The organism is Nonomuraea sp. NPDC048892 (genome assembly GCF_040649735.1).
Classification (GTDB): domain Bacteria; phylum Actinomycetota; class Actinomycetes; order Streptosporangiales; family Streptosporangiaceae; genus Nonomuraea; species Nonomuraea maheshkhaliensis.
The window spans coordinates 628929-647989 of record NZ_JBEZFZ010000001.1; the positions used below are offsets into that span (position 1 = coordinate 628929).

Annotated in this window: 19 protein-coding genes, 1 pseudogene and 1 riboswitch; of the genes and pseudogenes, 13 read left to right on the forward strand and 7 right to left on the reverse strand. The window is 70.4% G+C overall.

Features of this window, described 5'->3' with window-relative positions; translation table 11 throughout:
• Positions 1 to 19: 19 nt before the first annotated feature.
• Positions 20 to 1423 (reverse strand): MFS transporter, encoded by a 1404-nt coding sequence (locus tag AB0C28_RS03120; protein WP_357839286.1) that lies wholly within the window; start codon positions 1421 to 1423, stop codon positions 20 to 22.
• A gap of 77 nt (positions 1424 to 1500) precedes the next feature.
• On the opposite strand from AB0C28_RS03120, the gene AB0C28_RS03125 reads away from it, so the two are divergent.
• From AB0C28_RS03125 to AB0C28_RS03135, 3 genes are all read left to right on the forward strand, one after another.
• Positions 1501 to 1932, forward strand: coding sequence for a helix-turn-helix domain-containing protein (locus AB0C28_RS03125; protein ID WP_346102144.1), 432 nt, complete (start codon positions 1501 to 1503; stop codon positions 1930 to 1932).
• Positions 1929 to 2252, forward strand: a complete 324-nt coding sequence (locus AB0C28_RS03130) for a rhodanese-like domain-containing protein (protein WP_357839282.1) — start codon at positions 1929 to 1931, stop codon at positions 2250 to 2252. The genes AB0C28_RS03125 and AB0C28_RS03130 overlap by 4 nt, the downstream gene beginning before the upstream one ends.
• A 64-nt stretch (positions 2253 to 2316) precedes the next feature.
• Positions 2317 to 2429: riboswitch (TPP riboswitch) on the forward strand.
• On the forward strand, positions 2419 to 3756 hold the full coding sequence (locus AB0C28_RS03135) for a cytosine permease (RefSeq protein WP_358072960.1): 1338 nt from the start codon (positions 2419 to 2421) through the stop codon (positions 3754 to 3756). (Overlaps the previous riboswitch by 11 nt.)
• Here AB0C28_RS03135 and AB0C28_RS03140 read toward each other — a convergent pair.
• The gene (locus tag AB0C28_RS03140) at positions 3716 to 4195 is read right to left on the reverse strand and encodes a methylated-DNA--[protein]-cysteine S-methyltransferase (RefSeq protein WP_358072961.1); all 480 of its coding nucleotides are present in this window, start codon (positions 4193 to 4195) and stop codon (positions 3716 to 3718) included. The two genes, AB0C28_RS03135 and AB0C28_RS03140, sit on opposite strands and share 41 nt — an antisense overlap.
• Positions 4196 to 4386: 191 nt before the next feature.
• Between AB0C28_RS03140 and AB0C28_RS03145 the strand changes: the two genes are divergently transcribed.
• A complete protein-coding gene (locus AB0C28_RS03145; protein ID WP_358072962.1) occupies positions 4387 to 6255 on the forward strand; it encodes a PAS domain S-box protein in 1869 nt (622 codons plus the stop codon).
• Between the two features lie 142 nt (positions 6256 to 6397).
• On the forward strand, positions 6398 to 6829 hold the full coding sequence (locus AB0C28_RS03150) for an ATP-binding protein (protein WP_357839270.1): 432 nt from the start codon (positions 6398 to 6400) through the stop codon (positions 6827 to 6829).
• On the opposite strand, the gene yidC is transcribed toward AB0C28_RS03150, so the two are convergent.
• The 3 genes from yidC to AB0C28_RS03165 all read right to left on the reverse strand — a co-directional run bounded on the left by yidC (position 6813) and on the right by AB0C28_RS03165 (position 7943).
• Positions 6813 to 7478 carry a membrane protein insertase YidC gene (gene yidC, locus AB0C28_RS03155; protein ID WP_358072963.1) on the reverse strand — a complete coding sequence of 222 codons (666 nt, stop codon included), beginning with the start codon at positions 7476 to 7478 and terminating at the stop codon, positions 6813 to 6815. The genes AB0C28_RS03150 and yidC overlap by 17 nt on opposite strands.
• Positions 7479 to 7572: 94 nt before the next feature.
• Positions 7573 to 7770, reverse strand: coding sequence for a DUF6412 domain-containing protein (locus tag AB0C28_RS03160; RefSeq protein WP_357839265.1), 198 nt, complete (start codon positions 7768 to 7770; stop codon positions 7573 to 7575).
• The gene (locus AB0C28_RS03165) at positions 7770 to 7943 is read right to left on the reverse strand and encodes a hypothetical protein (RefSeq protein WP_181308202.1); all 174 of its coding nucleotides are present in this window, start codon (positions 7941 to 7943) and stop codon (positions 7770 to 7772) included. Before AB0C28_RS03165 ends, AB0C28_RS03160 begins: the two co-directional genes overlap by 1 nt.
• 152 nt (positions 7944 to 8095) lie before the next feature.
• Here AB0C28_RS03165 and AB0C28_RS03170 point away from each other — a divergent pair, with 152 nt between their 5' ends.
• On the forward strand, positions 8096 to 8791 hold the full coding sequence (locus AB0C28_RS03170; RefSeq protein WP_346102159.1) for a response regulator transcription factor: 696 nt from the start codon (positions 8096 to 8098) through the stop codon (positions 8789 to 8791).
• Entirely contained in the window at positions 8791 to 9924 is a 1134-nt protein-coding gene (locus AB0C28_RS03175) for a HAMP domain-containing sensor histidine kinase (protein WP_357839260.1), read from the forward strand. The genes AB0C28_RS03170 and AB0C28_RS03175 overlap by 1 nt, the downstream gene beginning before the upstream one ends.
• Positions 9925 to 9931: 7 nt before the next feature.
• On the opposite strand, the gene AB0C28_RS03180 is transcribed toward AB0C28_RS03175, so the two are convergent.
• Positions 9932 to 10327: a hypothetical protein gene (locus AB0C28_RS03180; RefSeq protein ID WP_357839258.1), complete on the reverse strand. Its 396-nt coding sequence runs from the start codon at positions 10325 to 10327 to the stop codon at positions 9932 to 9934.
• A 187-nt stretch (positions 10328 to 10514) separates the two neighbouring features.
• On the opposite strand from AB0C28_RS03180, the gene AB0C28_RS03185 reads away from it, so the two are divergent.
• The 4 genes and pseudogenes from AB0C28_RS03185 to mptB form a co-directional block, all read left to right on the forward strand.
• Positions 10515 to 10862: an STAS domain-containing protein gene (locus AB0C28_RS03185; RefSeq protein ID WP_106247413.1), complete on the forward strand. Its 348-nt coding sequence runs from the start codon at positions 10515 to 10517 to the stop codon at positions 10860 to 10862.
• A 169-nt stretch (positions 10863 to 11031) separates the two neighbouring features.
• The gene (locus AB0C28_RS03190) at positions 11032 to 11763 is read left to right on the forward strand and encodes a glycosyltransferase (protein ID WP_357839254.1); all 732 of its coding nucleotides are present in this window, start codon (positions 11032 to 11034) and stop codon (positions 11761 to 11763) included.
• 41 nt (positions 11764 to 11804) lie between these two features.
• The gene (locus AB0C28_RS03195) at positions 11805 to 12347 is read left to right on the forward strand and encodes a DinB family protein (RefSeq protein WP_357839252.1); all 543 of its coding nucleotides are present in this window, start codon (positions 11805 to 11807) and stop codon (positions 12345 to 12347) included.
• Positions 12348 to 12954: 607 nt separating this feature from the next.
• Positions 12955 to 14058, forward strand: a pseudogene (gene mptB / locus AB0C28_RS03200) (polyprenol phosphomannose-dependent alpha 1,6 mannosyltransferase MptB); the annotation flags it as partial.
• Between the two features lie 328 nt (positions 14059 to 14386).
• Here mptB and AB0C28_RS03205 read toward each other — a convergent pair.
• Positions 14387 to 16702, reverse strand: a complete 2316-nt coding sequence (locus AB0C28_RS03205; RefSeq protein ID WP_358072964.1) for a hypothetical protein — start codon at positions 16700 to 16702, stop codon at positions 14387 to 14389.
• A 625-nt stretch (positions 16703 to 17327) separates the two neighbouring features.
• Between AB0C28_RS03205 and AB0C28_RS03210 the strand changes: the two genes are divergently transcribed.
• Both AB0C28_RS03210 and AB0C28_RS03215 read left to right on the forward strand, forming a co-directional pair.
• Complete coding sequence (locus tag AB0C28_RS03210) at positions 17328 to 18533, forward strand: glycosyltransferase 87 family protein (protein ID WP_357839246.1); 1206 nt, start codon at positions 17328 to 17330, stop codon at positions 18531 to 18533.
• Between the two features lie 22 nt (positions 18534 to 18555).
• Positions 18556 to 18975, forward strand: a complete 420-nt coding sequence (locus tag AB0C28_RS03215) for a DUF4446 family protein (RefSeq protein WP_357839243.1) — start codon at positions 18556 to 18558, stop codon at positions 18973 to 18975.
• Positions 18976 to 19061: the final 86 nt, after the last annotated feature.

Here is a 19061-nt window from a genome sequence, read left to right on the forward strand (position 1 = left end):
GCCGCGTGCCCCGATGGCTTCACGCGGCGCTGAGGGCGCAGTCTCTCGTTCGCGTACGCAGGCCGCTCACGGCGACGAGCGCGCCCAGCAGCGTGGCCGTGACGGGCACCAGCAGCGCCGTCCGCATCGCGGCCAGCCCGGCCTCGGGGTCTGTGGCTCCGCCCAGGGCGGCCACGTTGACCGCGGTCACCATCGACAGGCCCAGCGCCGCCCCGAACTGGAACGAGGAGTTGATCAGCCCGCCCGCCAGCCCCTGCTCGTGCTCGGCGACGCCGTCCGTGGCCACGATGGTCACCGGGCCGTAGACGAAGGCGAACATCAGGCCGATGAGCAGCATGGAGGGCAGCATGGCCGCGTACGTCCAGTCGAGCCCCACCCCGAGGAACAACGCGTAGGCCAGCAGGCCCGACAGCAGGCCGCCGAGCACGACCCTGGCGCTGCCGTACCGGTTGACCAGCCAGGGCGTGAGCACCGGGGCGAGCACCACGTCGATGGCCGCCGCCAGCAGGGCCAGGCCGGTCTGCACGGTCGACCACCCGCGCAGCTCCTGGAGGTAGAGCGTGACCAGGAACTGGAAGCCGAAGAACGAGGCCGTGAGCAGGGCGGCCATCACGTTGGCCCGGATCAGCGGCGCCGAGCGCAGCAGGCCGAGCCGGACGAGCGGGCTGGCCGACCGGCGCTCGACGGCGGTGAACGCCGCCACCAGCGCGAGCCCGCCGGCGAAGGCCGCCACCGTGAGCGGCCAGCCGTCGGCCGGGTGCTCAAGACGTACGACGCCGTACGCCAGCAGCATCATCGCGCCCGTGATCGTCACCGCGCCCAGCACGTCGAACCCGCCGGCCGCCGGCCGGTGCTCCCTGGCCGGCTCCCTGATCAGGGGGACGGCGGCGATCAGGATGAGCAGCGACATCAGCACGGGCGCGAAGAACACCCAGCGCCAGCCGATCGCGGTCAGCAGCCCGCCGGCCACGAGCCCGAGCGCGAAGCCGCCCGCCGCCGTGCCCGCGTAGATGAGCAGGGCCTTGTTGCGCAGCCGGCCCTCGGGAAAGGTCGTGGTGATCAGCGAGAGCCCGGCCGGCGTCAGGAACGCGGCGGCCACCCCCGTGACGAACCTGGCCAGCAGCAGCACCCACCCCTCGTTCGCGAAACCGCCGAGCCCCGAGAAGACCAGGAACACCACCAGCCAGAGCAGGAACATCCGCCGCCGTCCCAGCAGGTCGGCTGCCCGGCCGCCGAGCAGCATGAAACCGCCGTAGCCGAGCACGTACGCGCTCACGACCCCGCTCAGCATGCCCGTGGACAGCCCCAGATCGGCCCTGATGGCCGGCAGGGCGATGTTCAGCATGGCCACGTCGATGCCCTCAAGGAAGATGGCGCCGCACAGAACGATCAGCACGCCCCACGATCGGGCAGGAACAGACATCGCAAGACCCCCGGTTACTTTTCTGCATATCGGTTATCTCTTGTAACCGTCCTCATCATGGGTCAGCATGAAAGACGATGGAAGACGGCACTTTCGAATCACTCGGTTACCGCGAAGGCACCATGGACGACTACGACGTTTGGCAGTGGGACACCCGGGAGGACTGCGAGGTCAGGCAGATCCTCGACCGCATCGCGGACAAGTGGTCGCTGCTGGTCATCGCCCTGCTCGACTGCCAGAGCCTGCGCTTCACCCAGTTGCGCCGCGAGATCGACGGCGTCAGCCAGCGCATGCTCAGCGTCACCCTGCGCCAGCTCGAACGCGACGGCCTGGTCAGCCGCACGGTTCACCCCGTGGTGCCGCCCCGGGTGGACTACGCGCTGACGCCGCTCGGCCGTACGCTGCACGAGACCATCAAGTCCCTGGTCACGTGGACCGAGGCGCATCAACAGGAGATCGCCGCGGCGCGTGCCGCCTACGACGCGCGGCGCGAGATGATGGAGTCATGACCGTTCCCGAGATCGAGGCGGGCGCCGTTCCCGCCGATGCCTACCTGCTCGACGTCCGCGAGCAGGACGAATGGGTGGCGGGCCACGCGCCGCAGGCCGTCCACATCCCCATGACCCAGATTCAGGGCCGGGTCGACGAGGTCCCCGCCGACACGACCGTCTACGTCGTCTGCCGCGTGGGCGGCCGGTCGATGCAGGTCGCGGCCTGGCTCAACCAGCTCGGGCGCGAAGCGATCAACGTCGGCGGCGGCATGCAGTCGTGGGAGTTCTCCCGCCGGCCGATGGTGAGCGAGACGGGACAACAGCCGTTCGTCGCCTGAATCGGTAACAAGGCCCCCACTATGGCGGTTCTGCCGTCATTAAGGCATGATGAGGGCGCAAATTACATATCGTCGCGGGAGCTCGGGGTGCCGGGCTGAGAGGGCAGCCACATCTGCTGCCGACCGCCGGAACCTGTCCGGATAATGCCGGCGTAGGGAGTGTGCGATGTCGCACGGCGTCGAAGAAGTCCCCCTGACCCTCGAAGGCGAAGCGCCGAAGACTCTGGGCGTGCTCGATCAGGGTGCGCTCTGGGCGAATCTCGGAGTGAGCCTCCTCGGCTTCTCCGGCGCCCTGTTCCTGATCAACCCGCTGGGCGATGCCCCGCTCACCCTGGGCGCCGCGCTCGTCGCCACGGTGGTGGGCAGCCTGATCGGCACCGCCATGGTGGGCCTGTCGGCCATTCCCGGCACCCGTACGGGGCAGCCGGCCATGGTGCTGCTGCGCGGCCTGTTCGGCGCCAGGATCTCCTACGTGCCGACGGTGCTGAACATCGTCCAGATGCTCGGCTGGGGCGCCTTCGAGCTCTGGGTGATCGCCAAGGGTGCCACGGCGATCTTCGGCTCGGTGCCGTACCAGGCGTGGGTGATCGTGGCCGGGGTGCTGACCACCGCGCTGACCATCTGGCCGCTCGGCTCGATCCGGCTGCTGCGCCGGTACGTCACCGTCGGCGTGATCATCGCGATGGTCTGGTTCACGGTGTTCTTCCTGCGTGAGGCGCCCCCGCAGACCGGCGGGACGTGGACCGCCTTCCCCGCCGCGGTCGACTACGTGATCGCGCTGTCGGTGTCCTGGGTGCCCATGGCCGCGGACTTCGCCCGCCACTCGCGCTCCAGCAGGGCCGCCTTCACCGGCGTGGTCGGCGGCTACACCCTGGCCCAGGTCGCCTGCCTCGGGCTCGGCGTCTACGCGGTGGCGCTGGCGGGCGTCGCCGCGGTGCAGGCCGACGGGACCGCGGTGTTCGGCCCGTTCGTGGCGATGCCGCTGGGCGCGCTGTTCTTCGGCATCCTGGTCCTGCGCGAGACCGACCAGTCCTTCGCCAACGTCTACTCGACCACGATGTCGCTGCAGAACCTGCTGCCGCGGATGGACCGGCGCGTCTTCTCCGTGCTCATCGGCGTGCTCACCGTGGTGATCGCGCTGCTGGTGGACGTCACGTCCTACGGCGCGTTCCTGGGCGTGATCGGGGCCGTGTTCGTGCCGATGTTCGCCGTGCTGGCCGTGGACTACTTCGTGCTGCGCCGCGGCGCCGGCTGGAACACCGCGGAGGACGCGCCCTCACGCTGGTCGATGGTGGTGCCGTGGGCGCTCGGCTTCGTGGCCTACTGGCTGACCACCTCGACGCCGACGGTCGAAGCGTGGGACGGGATCTGGGCGAGCCTGCGCGAGGCCATCGGCTTCACCCGGCAGACGTGGATGAACGGCGCGCTCGGCGGGGCCTTGGTGGCCGCGCTCGTCACGCTGCTCATCGGCCTGGCGCTGCGCCGGCCCGCTGTTCGACGTTGAGCAGGTGCTGCTTGGCGACGGGCCCACCCGCGTAGTCGCCGAGCGCGCCGTCCTCGCGCACCACCCGGTGGCAGGGCACGATCACGCAGACGGGGTTGGAGGACAGCGCGTTGCCGATCGCGCGCAGCGCGCGCGGCCGGCCGATGCTCTGGCCGATCTCCTCCAGCGTCGTGGTCGTGCCGTAGGGGACGGCCATCGTCTTCTGCAGCACCGTACGCGCGAACGGCGTCGCCAGCGCCAGATCCACCGGCAGCGTGAACGCGCGCAGCCGCCCGGAGAAGTAGGCGTCCAGCTCTCTGCGTACCGGGTCCAGCCGCCTCGCCTCGGGCCCGATGAAGCTGCCCACATGCCTGTTGACCAGCTCGAAGACGTCGTTTTCCGCCTCGAAGCTGCACGCCGCGACACCCTTGCCCGTCACGGCCAGCACCAATCGGCCCACGGCGCCGTCATAGGTGCCGAAAGCGATGTCAGGCGGCGTATCACCTCGATAGGTGCTAGAGGTCACACGCAGCAGGGCATCGAGATCGTTGCTCGACATACCCTCAACCTCCACCCGCCGGAATCACCGTGACCGCAGCGTATCGGACGGATCGCCCGACGCACCCACCGCGCCACGTGCACTATGGAGGAGTGGGGGACGAATGGGCCGGTAGTGACGATGAGATCGCTCGCGCGGCGCTTGACAGCTCGCCCAACGCCGTCGTGGCGCTCGACAGGGACCAGAGCGTCCTGGTGTGGAACGCCGCCGCCGAGCGCGTGTTCGGCTGGGCGGCCGAGGAGGTGCTCGGGCGCAGGGCGCCGATCGTGCCCGACGAGCTGACCGCGGAGCACAACGCCGTGCTGGAGCGCGTACGCACCGGGGAGCCGGTGTCGCTGCGCACCAAGCGGCTGCACAACGACGGCGCCCTGCTCGACCTGCGCGTCGACATCAGCGCGCTGCGGCTGGGCAGCGCCGTGGGCGGCTACGTGTGCGTCTACCACCCGGCGCAGGCCGACGAGCTGGCCAGGAACCGGATGGCGCGCCGGGCCAGGCTCGTGCGCCGGCTCACCGACGTGGTCGGCGACATCAACTCCGAGCTGGAGCTGTCGGCCGTGCTCGACCGGATCTCGGCCAACCTCACCGAGCTGACCGGGGCGGACGCCGGCGGGTTCGTGCTCATCGAGGGTGACCGGCTGCGGCTGGTGAGCACGTACCAGCTGCCCGACTCGATCAGAGGCACCACCACCGACCTGCGTACGAGCCTGGTGGACCGGCTCTTACGCACCGGCAAGACCGTCATGCTGGAGTCCGACGGGCTCGACGACCTGGTGTGGGCCCGGCTGCGCGGCCTGCACACGGTCGCGCTGGGACTGGCCGCCGTGGGCGGGCGGCCGTACGGCGCGCTGTACGCGCTGTTCGCCCGGCGCAACCCCGGCCACCTGGAGCTGGAGCTGCTGGAACTGCTGGCCGGGCACGCGGGCATCGCCGTCGGCAACGCGGTGGCCTACCAGGAGGCGGTGCGACAGCGGGCGCACGAGCGGGCCGTGTTCGACGCCAGCGCCGACGGCATCGCCGTGCTCGACCAGGACGGCCTGGTGGTGCGCTGGAACCCGGCCGCGGCCGGCCTGACCGCGCTGGCCCCCGAGTCCGTCATCGGCGCGCCGCCCCCGTTCCCGCTGCCCAAGCCCGGCGAGAAGGTCACCTTCCAGATGGAGAACGGCAGGTGGCTGGACGTGGTGAGCGCGCAGATCGAGGAGACGGGCGAGGTGGTCGTCGACTTCCGCGACGTCACCTCGGCCAAGGAGCTGGAGGAGGCCAAGGACCTCTTCCTGGCCACGACCAGCCACGAGCTGCGGACGCCGATCACGATCGTGCGGGGCTTCGCCAGCACGCTGGACGCGCGCTGGGACAAGATGGCCGACGCCGAGCGCCGCGCCGCCGTGCACACGATCGCTGAGCGCTCCAGGTCGCTGGGCGAGCTCATGGACCACCTGCTGCTGGGGGCCAGGGCGGGGGCCGAGGAGCTCAAGGTGCGGATCGAGGAGGTCGATCTGGCCGAGCGGATCGACGCGGCCACGCTGGGCCTGCCGGCGCTGTCGGACAAGCACCGCGTGGAGGTGGACATCGCCCGGGGGTTGCCGCACGTGCTCGGTGATCCCCTGGCCACGGACATCATTCTCGGTCAGCTCTTGGAGAACGCCTTCAAGTACTCGCCGAAGGGCGGGCTCATCAGCGTGGCCGCCTGGCCGGACGGTGAGAACGTGGTCGTCGTCGTGGACGACGAGGGCGTCGGTATCGCCCCTGGTGACCGGGAGCGGATCTTTGAGCGCTTCGTCCAGGTGGACAGCGGCGACCGGAGACGGTTTGGTGGAGTGGGGCTCGGTCTCTACATCGTCCGCAGTCTCGCGCGCGCACAGGGAGGAGATGTGAGCGCTCATCCGCGACGGGAAGGGGGCACCAGGATGCGACTCGTGCTGCGATGCGCTTCCCCTATCGGATCCGACACACCGATGCGGTAACGAGGTGGTCACGGTTGAGCTGATCTATCGTCCAATGAGTACAAGCTGTGATCGCAATGCGGTTTCTGGGATCGAGTAACGGGGCATTTCGGTCGTACCGGGGAGTGTTCCCGCGGGGGGCACAGGTAACGGGGAGGTGGGTGTGTCAAGCGTGGTGCTGCTGCCGTACGCGCCGTCCAGCGTCGCCGTCGCCCGCCAGCGTCTGAGCACAGATCTGCAGGACAGTGGGGTCTTCACCGCCGCGATCGACGACGCGGTGCTCGTGGTGAGCGAGTTGCTGAGCAACGCGCTGCGTCACGCGCATCCGCTTCCGTCCGGCATGGTGAGAGTGGCGTGGCTGCGAAGCGACGAACACGTAGAGGTGGCGGTGAGCGACGGAGGTGCGGCGACCGAGCCGCGCGCGGGCCGCCCGACCCTGTCATCGCTCGGGGGCCGGGGGCTCGGCATCGTGGAATACGTGGCGGAGAGCTGGGGGGTCAGGCACGACGGTGACACGACGACGGTCTGGGCCATCCTGCCCGCCCCCAGCCAGACGGTGAACGGGCAGGTGGCGGCACTCAGAGAGGCCGGCTAGCGAGCACCCCGCGCTCGCCTGTGGCCCACGCCGTGGAGACGAGCAGATAGAGCCCGGCGGCCAGGGGGAGCACCAGCGCGGCCAGCACGGAGCCGTACGGCATCAACCGCATGATCTTCCGCATCACCTCGGGCTGCCCGCCCGCGATCTCGCCTTGCCTGGCGGCGTTCGCCGCGATCTGCCGTGAAGACCACCATGCCACCGCCGCGACCAGCACGATGACCAGTATGAAGACCGAAAACGGCAGGCTGACCAGACCGTAATTGGCCACAATGCCCGCCACCTGCTGACCCAGCGGAGCCCCCAGCAACGAATGACCGGCCAGTGCGGTCGGATGCGTGGCGACCCGGAACATCAGCCACATGAACGGCAACTGCGCCAGCATCGGCAGAATCCCGGCGAACGGTGAGCTGCCCTCCTTCGCGTAGAGGGCGTTGAGCTCCTTGGCCAGGCGCTCGGGATTGCGGCTCCAGCGCTTGCGCAGCTCCTGCTGCTTGGGTGCGAGCCGTTCACGGATCTTCGTCGTGCGGGCCTGGCGCACGTTCAGCGGGAGCAGAAGCAGCCGTACGGCCAGAGTGAACAGCACGATGCCGAGGGCGGCACTGCCGCCGGACATGCCGATGACGAACGTGACAAGAGAATCGATCATGAGCCCTGTTTTCTCGTAGGTGTCTCGTGGACTCGTGCAGAGTCGAGGGCTCACCCGTACGAGGGAGCCCCGCTTGACGGGAAGCGGGGCACGCCTAAGGAGCTCGTGGACGCGAGCGACCGGCCGCGTCAGGATCGCGCTGCCGCTGGAAGGCGGTGCGGCGCGCGTAGGACAGCGGGAAGCCCGGTGGCTCTCCGCCGAGGACGGGCAGCAGCGTGGCCGCCCACATGGCCAGCAGCAGGATCGCCATCATGGTGATCCCGACCAGCCACGGATCGAACAGGAACTGCATCAGTGTGAGCGGGAGGACTTGCTCACGACGGTGACCGCGATGAAGGCGACGAGGGCGATCACGCCGACGATCAGGGCCAGCTTGACCAGGCCTACCAGCATCGGCAGGAGGAAGTTGAAGAGCACGAAGAGACCCAGGAGAGTCCCGACGACGAGCATGACGACTTTACCCATGAGGCAACCGTACGTCCTCGGCGGATGATCTGCGAGGCTTACGAAGCAACGACGCGGATGATCGGCGAGGCCCGCGCGCCGATGACCTCGCGAGGCTTACGAACCGGTGACGTGAACGCGGCTTCCCTGGGTTGTGGCCGTACGGTGAAGTGGTGAACACGCGCATCCTGGTGGTGGACGACGATCCCACGGTCTCCGAGGTCGTGGCGCGCTATCTGGAGCGCGACGGGCACGAGGTCGAGTGCGTCGGCGACGGCGCCGAGGCGCTGCGCAGGGCGCTGGCGCACCCGCCGGACCTCATGGTGCTCGACCTGATGCTGCCCAAGATCGACGGGCTGCAGGTGTGCAGGAAGCTCAGGGAACGCTGGCCCGTGCCGGTGATCATGCTGACCGCGCTGGGCGAGGAGATCGACCGGGTGGTCGGGCTGGAGACCGGGGCCGACGACTACGTGACCAAGCCGTTCAGCCCGCGCGAGCTGGCGCTGCGGGTGCAGTCGGTGCTGCGGCGGGCGCGCGGGGCCTCCGTCACCGGCGGCACCGGCGTGCTGCGTGACGGGGACCTGGTCGTCGACGTGGGCGCCCACGAGGCCCGGCTGCGGGGCGGCGAGGTGATGCTGACGGCCAGGGAGTTCGATCTGCTCGCCTACCTCATGCGCAACCCCCGGCAGGCGTTCAGCCGGTCGGCGCTGCTCAACCAGGTGTGGGGCTGGTCGTTCGGCGACTCGTCCACCGTGACCGTCCACGTGCGGCGGCTGCGGGAGAAGATCGAGCCCGATCCGACCGAGCCGCGAAGGATCGTCACGGTGTGGGGGGTCGGATACCGGTACGAGCCGTTGGAGGGCTCCTGATGCTCGGTCCGCGTGCGGCGGTCGCCCCGGCCGTGGCGGCCGGGGAGCTGCCGATGGTCGTGGCGGTCACCGCCGGGTTCGGGCTGCTGATCGCGCTGGCCGGCATCTGGGTGATGTGGCGGCTGCGCACCAGGTCGATCGGGGTGATGCTGGCCGTGGTCGTGGTGGTCGCGGTGGCGGCCACACTGGCAGGCGTCGTGGCGATCATCCAGAAGATGATCATCGAGGGGGAGATCAAGGACTTCGTGCTCAGCGTCGTCGCCGTGGGCGGGCTCGTGGGATTGGGGGTGGCGTTCGTGCTGGCCAAGCGGGTGGTCGGGGAGAGCAAGAGGCTGATGGACGCCGTACGCGACCTGCCGTTCGTGGCGCCCCAGGGGCTGCCGGCCGAGCTCCAGACGATCGCCAACACCCTTGAGGAGGCGTACGCGCGGGAGCGGGCCCTGGAGGAGGCCAGGCGGGAGCTGGTGGCGTGGGTGAGCCACGACCTGCGTACGCCGCTGGCCGGGATGCGGGCCATGGCCGAGGCGCTGGAGGACGGCGTGGTGTCCGACCCCGAGACGGTCGCCCGCTACCACGGGCAGATCAAGCTGGAGGTCGAGCGGCTGTCGGGCATGGTGGACGACCTGTTCGAGCTGTCCAGGATCCACGCGGGGGCGCTGCGGCTCTCGCGGGCCAGGATCGGGCTCGCCGACCTCGTCGCCGACACCCTGGCCGGCGCCGAGCCGCTCGCCAGGGCCAAGGGCGTGCTCCTCACCGCCGAGGCGTCGGCGGCCGTGCCCGTGGAGGCCGACGCGGGGGCCCTGGGGCGGGCCCTGGGGAACCTGGTGGTCAACGCCATCAGGCACACGCCGTCCGACCGCGGCGTGGTGCTCAGGGCCGGGGTGGACGACGAGGGCATGGCCTGCCTGTCGGTCACCGACTGCTGCGGCGGCATTCCCGAGGAGGACCTGCCCCGGGTGTTCGAGGTGGCTTTCCGGGGGGAGGCCGCACGTACCCCTACCGCCGATGGCGGGGCCGGGCTGGGGCTCGCCATCGCGCAAGGGATCGTGGAGGCGCACGACGGGATGATCGGCGTGGTCAACGACGGGCCGGGGTGCCGGTTCGAGATCCGGCTGCCCCAGATCGGCGGCTGACCACCGGTCAGACGTTCTCCTGGAGGTCGCGGGTCGCACCGAACGACTCCGACATGGCGCGAAATGTCGGGCACGGCCAGCGCCACATGCAGCTCCGGCAGCGCAGGATCGGATGCGCGGTGTCACTCGTGATCCCGCCCGCGTCACGCGGCTGGTGCAGGTCGAGCAGCCTGAGCCCGAGCTCGGAGAACCTGAGCAGCTCGGTGCGGGCCCCGCCGAGGAAGTCGAGGTCCTCGATCCCGAGCCGGGTGCTGATCGGCACGTAGCCCTCGTGGTTCACCAGGCCGCGCAGGCGGTCGGCTTCGTCATGCCATGGCGTCGCCTTCTCTGTGTTGATGAGGATGGCTTCCAGACGTTCTCGGAGCCCCTGACGCTGAGGATCTTCGGGTTTCTCTGCGTTCATCGATGCGGGGCCCGTCGGTCGCGCCCCAGCCCCTCCCTCGCCGCGAAGATGTGCCGCTTCCGGTGTCACGCTGTCAAGCTTCGCGTACTCTCCGTTTTCATGGAGCCCAAACGGAGGACAAAAACCTGTGGTTCCCCTATCGGCGTGACAACGTGACCGGAAGCCATCGCCCCGCTAGCCTGCCCATGTGGAGCTCAAGGTCTCGACTCGATCACATGCCGGGTGCGCGCTCGTCGCCATCACCGGAGAAATCGACCTCTATACGGCGCCCCACCTGCAGTCCGAGTTCACTCGGCTGCTGCAGGACGGGCCCAGCCGGGTGGTCATCGACATGTCCGCCGTGGATTTCTGCGACTCCACGGGGATGAACGTGCTGCTTTCGGCACTCAAACGCATGAAAGAGCAGGGCGGGTCGCTCGAAGTCGCCGCGCCGCGTCCTGCCGTACGCAAGATTCTGCAGGTCACCGGGCTCGACTCGGTGTTCACCGTGCATGATGAGGTGCCGCAGGAATTCCTCATCGCCGAGGGATCATGACCGGATCGGCGGGCGCGGGTCGCGGCCGCTCCAGGGTCCCGCGGTCGGCGGGCGTGGAGCGCGGTCGTTCCGAGGTCCCGCGGTCGGAGCGCGGCCGTTCCGGGGTCCCGCGATCGGCGAGTGCGGAGCGCGTCCGTTCCGAGATCTCGTGCAAGGGAGGTGAGGGCTCGTGAGCGGCGACACCGCCGTCGTCATCCCGGCCGCCAACGAGGCCGATCGCATCGCCTCGACGGTCAAGGCCGCCGCGGCCCTGCCCGGCGTCGATCTCGTCGTGGTCGTCGACGACGGCTCGTCCGACCAGACCGGACGGGTGGCGCGCGCGGCCGGAGCCCGGGTGGTGCGGCACAGCCGAAACCGGGGCAAGGCCGCGGCGATGGAGACCGGAGCCGAGGCCGTGCGCCTCCTCGACGAGGACGCCGAGCCGCGCCATCTCCTCTTCCTCGACGCCGACCTGGGCGAGACCGCCCAGGCCGCGGCCCCGCTCATCGAGCCCGTACGCGCGGGCACCGCCGACATGACGATCGCGGTGTTCAGCACACGGGTGAAGCTCGGGGGCCACGGCTTAGTCGTACGCCTGTCGAAAGAGGGCATCCGCCGGGCCACCGGCTTCGACGCCGCCCAGCCGCTCAACGGGCAGCGCTGCCTCACCAGGGCCGCCTTCGAGGCGGCCAGGCCGCTGGCCCACGGGTTCGGCGTCGAGACGGCGCTGACGATCGACCTGCTGCGCAGGGGATACCGGATCACCGAGGTCGAGGTGGAGATGGCCCATCGGGCGACGGGCACCGACTGGCGGGCTCAGCTCCACCGGGCCAAGCAGTTGCGGGACGTGGCGCGGGCGCTGGCCGCACGGGAGCATCTGGTCGCCCACAACCTCGACAAGCTGCTGCGTCCCAAACGCTGACCCTGTCGCGCCGAGGGCCCTGTGATCTAGACTCACCGGCCATGACAGACCTGGACGAGCAGGGCCGTCCCGAACCTCCCATCGCCGCCGACGAGACCGGGATCCTGCTGGGCTTCCTGGAATTCCAGCGCGCGACCTTCGCATGGAAGTGCGGCGGGCTGGACCGGGCCGCCCTGAAGGCGACCGTCGGGGCGTCGACGATGACGCTGGGCGGCATGCTCAAGCATCTGGCGTACGTGGAGGACTACTGGTTCTCCCGGACGCTGCACGATCGCGAGGGGCAGCCGCTGTGGAGCACGGTCGACTGGAAGGCCGACGTCGACTGGGACTGGCACTCGGCCGCCGACGACTCCCCCGAGGAGATCTACGCGCTCTGGGACGATTCGGTGTCCCGCTCGCGGGCGGCCGTGGAGGAGGCGCTGGCGGGCGGGGGCGGCATGGGCCAGCTCGCCCAGCGCACCCGGTCGGACGGGACGGCGCCGAGCCTGCGGTGGCTCGTGGTGCACATGATCGAGGAGTACGCGCGCCACAACGGCCACGCCGACCTCATCAGGGAGTCGGTGGACGGGCTCGTCGGCGAGTAGCCGGCCGCCGGCCCCCTCCTGCCCCGGACGGACTTCTTCGGGTGTTGACGGCCTCTTCCGAGGGTTCGGCCACCTGGCCGAGGGTTCAGGAGGAGGCCTGCTCTCCGGTCTCGGCCGCGCCGGCCGGGTGAGGCTCAGGAACTCCCGGACGCGGCCCGCCACAGCCGGCCTGCTGAGGCTCACGTGTTCCCGGGCGCCGGCCGCCACACGAGAGCGCGCCGCGAACCGTCGGGGGCCACGCCCATCCGGTGATCTCGCCCCGCGCGTTGACGGAATCGGCCATCGTGGCGGTGCCGGTCGCCGGGTCCGGGATCGGACTCTTTGTTTGAGCGCCTGAGCCGGATCCACCGGAAGATGGGCGACGGATCCACAGGAGTGCACGGAACCCGCTCGTAGTCATCCACAGGTTGGGCCGTTATCCACAGGCGAGCCAGGTCTGGCGGTGACCCTTCCGCGAGTGTGCTGGAATTTCCCGGTGACTTCGGAGACGTGGCAGGAAAGGGTCAGAGACCGGCTCGCCGGGCCGGCCATGGCGGCGATCGGCATGGCGGCGATCGGCGTCTCGATCCTGCTGACGATCATCATCGGCCTCATAGGCCCGTCACCGATGGTCCCCGCCCTGCCAGGGCCGGCCTGGCACCCGCCCTACTCCCTCGCCCTCGCCCCTGACCCCCACCTGGTGGTCATCCTCGCGACCGCCGCCCTCATCCTCGGCGGCCTCGGCCTCCTCACAGCCCTGTACGCGACAAGATCTCCCGCCCACCTGCCGACCCCCCGTGCCCAACCACAAGGGAAGGCCCGCTCCCTGCCGCAAGGGAAAGGCCGTTCCCAACCACAAGGGAAAGTCGGGTCCCAAACCGCAGGCCGACAACGGATCGGGCTGTTCTCCGGTGGGGCCCAGACACTGGTGCTCATCGGCTGCACGGCCGCCGCGATCCTGGCCTTCCTGCCGCCCTCCGGTTCCGGCGACCACCTCAACTACGCCGCGTACGGCCGCATGGTGACACTGGGCCTCAGCCCCTACACCCACGGAGCGGCCGACCTGCCCGGCGACCCGATCGCCGACGCCGTGGAAAATCCATGGCGAGAGGAGCCCAGCGTCTACGGCCCGGTGGCCACCGCCCTGCAAGCGGTGGCGAGCTGGATCGGCGGCGACTCGCTCCGGCTGACGATCTTCGTTCTGGCCCTGTTCAACGCCGCCGCCTTCATCGCGACAGCCCTGCTCATCGACCGCTTCACCAGAGCCGACCCGGCCAGACGCCTGCGCGGAGCCCTGCTGTGGACTGTCAACCCGCTGCTGCTCTACCAGTTGGTGGCGGGCATGCACGTCGACACCCTCGCCATCGCCTGCATGGTCGCCGCACTTCTGGCCAGGGCCCGGCCGGTCGGCTCCGGCGTCCTGCTCGGCCTAGGCGTGGCGATCAAGGTCAACGCGGGCCTCGTGGCGCTGGGCCCGGCCTGGGAGCTGCGGCGCCGCCCCGCCCGGCTGGCGGTCATGGCGGGGTGCGCGGTCGCGGTGGTGGCGGTGGGATACGCGATCGTCGGGCCGGACGCGTTCGAGCCGATGACCCGTACGAGCAAGTCCATCTCGCACGTCTCGTTCTGGAAGCTCGTCCAGGGGTGGTTGCAGTCGATCGTGGGCCTGGGCAGCGCCTACCGGGGGGAGATCCAGATCGGCTCGCTCCTACTGCTCGCCCTCATCGCCTGGTCCCTCCTCCGCCACCACGCCCCCGCCCACCCAGACTCCCTCCCGCCCACCGGCGCTTACCGCACGGGCTCCCTCGCGCAGGGCCCTCATCCTTCCCCCAGCGGGGGGCTGGAGGCGCCGGTGGTGGCGGTCGGGCTGATGGTGGCCTACCTGTTCGCGACGCCGTACATCCTGCCCTGGTACGACGGGCTGGCCTTCGGGTTGCTGGCCCTGGTCGGGGTTTCGGCGCTCGACGGGTTCGTGGTCGCGCACCTGCTGGTCCTGTCGCTGGCCTATCTCCCCGCGCGGGTGGACGGGCAGCCCGACGACCTGCTGTGGCTCAGGGAGGTGGTCAGGCCTCAGCTCGCCTGGGCTCTGCTGGCTCTGACCGTGGCGCTGGTGGTGTGGGCTTGGAGAGTTGCAGGGCGCGAACGCACGCCGCCAGCGTCAGCGGAACGGCCACGGTCAACGCCATAGCGGGGATGGCGATGCCCGAGTCGTTCATCAGGAAGCCGACGAAGGCGGACGTCAGGGCCCCGAAGAGGCCGGCTCTGAGCGTCGGGGCCAGGCGGTAGGCCTGGCCGAGGGCGGGGGCTCCCCAGCGCGAAGGACGGGCCAGTACCAGGAACAGGAAGGCCAGAGCGACCAGCGAAAGGAGAGTCAGTGACCAGTTCCCCACGGTTACGCCGATCATGGCGCCGAACTTGCGGCCGACCACGGTCCACGCCTGCCCGTCGATGACCTGCTGGACGAAGGTGCCCAGATGGGTGCGTTCCGCGTCGGGCCGCAACCAGTCGAACACGGAAAGGGCGCCCACCAACGCCACCCCGGCCAGGCCCACGAGCGCGAGCCGGAGCAGGGAAACTCGCTTGCCCGACAGCAGGATCAGGAAGACGGCCAGACCGATCACGAACGCCGGCACCCCACCGAAGTCCGCACCCCAGGAGGGCCATCCGTCCGCGAACACCGCGAATCCCCCGTACAGACCACACAAAACCACGACCACGACCCTGGGCAGCCCCCGGCGCAGCAACCACTGAGCCACCCCCGCGAGCCCCAGAACGGTGCCCGTGGCGTAGATGGCGAAGGCGATGTTGCTGAAGCCGTAGAAGCGGCCCCCGGTCACAGGCTCGTAACCGGACACGGCATTGACCTGCAGTTTCGAGCCGGTCATGACATCGAGGAGGAGGGCGACCGAGGTGACGGCGGAGACGACGGTGAGCGGGCCGAGCACGTCCGCACGCCACGGACCGGCGAAGGCGGCGGCGGTGATGAGCCCGGCGATGGCCAGGATCGTCACGATCACCGACACCATCGGCACGGGCAGGCTCCACCAGGGCACGAGCTGGGCCAGGAAGGTGGAGACGGCGATGGCGCCGCTGACGACCGCGACGATCTGCACGGAGACGAGAAGCTTGGACGTGCTCGCATGCGGCCGGCCACCTCCCCCGAGCTCGCCCGCGGAGGCGTCCACGTCATCATCCCCTGCCCGAGCGGCGGTGCCGTCCGCGTCACTTCCGTCCTGTGCCGCGCGATCCGGGGTGGACGCAGGCTGGGTCCGCGGGACGGGCTCGGAGGCCGGTACGGCTGAAGCTCGCGAGGAGTCCGCTTCTTGGACGAGGGGTGATGAGGCGTGGGCGGGGCTGGAGGGGGCGGCGCCGTCAGCGGTGGTACGGCGGCGGCGGAGGGCCAGGGCGGCGAAGGCGTAGAAGAGGAGCTGGATCGTGACGAAGACGGCGAAGAACGGGCCGCGTACCTCACGCAGGACCTGGCTGGCGAGGTCCTCGTCGGCGAGCTCGCTCACCGTGCCGGACGGCGTCGCAGGAGCCGCGCCGCCGGGGCGCCACGGGCGGCCGACCACCGCGCGCTGGGCGGGCAGGCCCAGGAGGTCGATGGCGGTGGCGGTCAGGTCGGTGATGGCGACGAGGCCGTCCTGGCGGGTGGAGGTGGCGGTGAGGAAGCCGTGCGGGTACGGCAGGCCGTCCGGGGCGGGGCCGGTGGCGATGGCGACGTGGAGGTGGGCGTTCGGGGTCACGTCGGAGATGCCGGCCACCAGGACGGTGGTGTCGGTGGGGAGCCGCCCGAGCAGGGCGCCGATCTGCTGGTCCGCGCGTTTCGTCGCCTCCTGGCGAGCGGCGGGGGCGAGGGAGGCCGGGACTCCGTACTCGTCGAGCGGCTGCTTCGCCCAGGCGTTCGCGAGGTCGGCGGCTTCCAGGACGATCAGGTTGTACGGGGCGGGGTCGCCGAGGTCAGCAGGGGTGGGGGCGTATTTAGCGATATTTCCGGACTTGTCGGCTGCGGCCAGTGCGGCACCCGGGCCGATGGCGGCGACCTTACCGCCGCCGTCCGTCACGAGTTGCCCCAGCGTGCCCAGCTGCGCGTTGTAACCGGTCTCCGCCTGGTGCGCGGCCAGAGCACTCCAGCCGGGCACCGTGGCGCCGCCCTGCGGGGTGGGCTCGGGCTGTGGAGGTGCCGGGCAGCCCTTGCTCGCCGTACCGGCCCGCTGACCTGCCGATACGGTCAGCCACCCGGCGATGGGGCAGGTGATGCCACGGTCAGGCGGCGGCACGGCACGGGTCGAGAGCGAGGCCGAAGCGCCTTGGTCGACGAGACGCCACAGGTTGGGGGTCCTGGCCTCGTCCAGGTCGCTCCACTCCAGTCCCGGCACGCCGACGATGACCACCCGCCCGGCGACCGCGGCCTGCGCCTGAGCCGTACGGGGGCCGGAAGAGGAAGTGACGACGGCGGGAAGCCCGGGGGACGCGACTGAGGCGGCGGACGCGGAGGAGCCGACAACGGAGGAGCCGACAACGGAGGAGCTGACAACGGAGGAGCTGACAACGGAGGAGCTGACGGCGGAGGAGCCAGCAGCGGAAGCGATGAGGGCGGCCGAGGCGGCGGAGGAGGCGACGAGTCCGGAGGGGGTAGCCGAGGCGGCGGAGGAGTCGGAGATGGAAGGGGCGCCCGAGACAGCGGATTTGGGTGCGTTGCCCGCGTGCGCGCCTGAATGCGTACCGGAATCTGCGCCTGAATGTGCGCCTGAATGTGCGCCTGAGTCGGACGACGGGGTGGCTGCGGCGGGGGCGGCCAGGAGGGGGGTGAGGGCGAGGGCGAGCAGGGCGGTGGTGAGGGAGCGGGCGAGTCTGCGGCCAGGAAGGGGAGAAGGCAGGCGAGGGCCGGGGTGGTGGCGCGCTCCGTGCCGGCCCTGGAGCGGGTGCGGCGTGGCGTTCGGCATGTACGGACTCCCCATGTGTGCCCCTCGATCAACAACAGCCACGGTAACGTGCCACACCGTGACAAGTGGCGAGGTGCGGGTGACGCAGCGGCAGTGGTGGGCGTGGGTGATCGTGGCGCTCGCCGTCGCGGCGGCCGTGGCGCCTCTGGTGCACACCTGGCTCACCAATCCCGACGACCAACGGCTGGTCGACCTGGACGTTTACCGTACCGGCGGGCAGATGCTGCTCGAAGGCCGGCCGGTGTACGACTACGTCACGCCCGCCCCGCAGTTACTGCCGTTCACCTACCCGCCGGTCGCGGCCATGCTGGCCGTGGCGCTGGCCGGGATGTCGTGGGTCACGGCGCAGTGGGTGTGGACGGCCGGGATCTACGTGGCGCTGGCCGTGACGGTCGGATTCTCGTTCCGGCAGGTGCTGGAGGGGCCGCGGCTGCGGAAGTACGCGCCGTGGGTGTTCGGGCTGCTCATGGTGGCGTGCGCGTACCTGATGCCGATCAGGGACCAGGTGCGGTTCGGGCAGGTGGACATCCTGCTGGTCGCCCTGTGCGTGGCCGATTGCGTGGCCAGGCGGCCCTGGTGGCCGCGCGGGTTCTTGATCGGGCTGGCCACGGCGGTCAAGCTGACTCCCGGCGTCTTCCTGATCTACCTGCTGATCACCAGGCAGTGGCGGACGTTCTTCATGGCGTCGTTCGCGGCGGCGGTGCTCACGCTGCTGCCGTTCGCGGTGATTCCGCAGGACGCGGCCGACTTCTGGTTCTCGGCGCTGCTCGACCCCGAACGGCTTGGCGCGAACGCGGCCACCACCAACCAGTCGATCAGGGGCATGTTGATCCGGTTGTACCTGCCCGACCTGCTCACGTCCGTGATCTGGGTGGTGGTCGTGGCCGCCGTCGGGTGGTACGGCTTCAGGGGGGCGCGGGAGGCGTACCGGACGGGTGATTCGCTCACGGCGGTCGCGCTCGTGGGGCTGATGGCCGTGCTGCTGTCGCCGGTCGCGTGGATCCACCACCTGGCCTGGGTGGTCGTGGTGCTGGCCGCGATCGTGGGCGACGGCCGCGACCCGGTCAGGCTGCGCGTCGCCGCCGGGGTGTGGCTGTACTACGTGGTGCCCGTCCCGTGGTGGGGGGTCTCGCTCAAGGCGGCCGACATTCCGGGCGTCAGCCTGGTGCTGGGCAAGATCGTGCAGAACGGGTTCGGCTTGGGAGCGCTGGTCCTGGTGTGGTTGTTGGTGTCCTGGCTGCCGAAACGCCGTGAGCCGGCTTGACACAGCCATTACCCTCTGTGCCGTGCTCGTTACCACTTGGGTGATCGTGGGCGTGGTCGCCGGGGTCACCGGCGTGTCGATCGGCTTCCTGGCGTTGCGGCAGGCCAGAGCCACGATGGAGGAGTGCCGGCGCATGCTCGTCCGGCAGAGCAGCGAGGCCCCGGGCGACCTCAGAGCCATTCGGGACGTGGCCGTGTGCCGGTACGACGCGCTGTCCGAGATGACCGGGCGGCTGTCGTTCTCGGTGGCGATGATCAACGGGCTGGGCGACGGGATCGTGCTGACGTCCATCAACGGACGCAGCGAGACGCGCACGTACGTACGGCCTGTGGTCGGGGGGCGAGGGCAGCAGCCGCTGTCGCCGGAGGAGGAGGACGCGGTACGGGCCGCCCGACTCGGCCTGGGCCCCTTCGTCACCCCCCGCCCTTCCGAGACCTACTGACCGCCGGGCCAGGCTGCCGCCGGGCGACGCCGACCGACACCTCCTCCCGAGGTCTGTCGACCACCCGCGCAGGTTGCCGCTTGGAA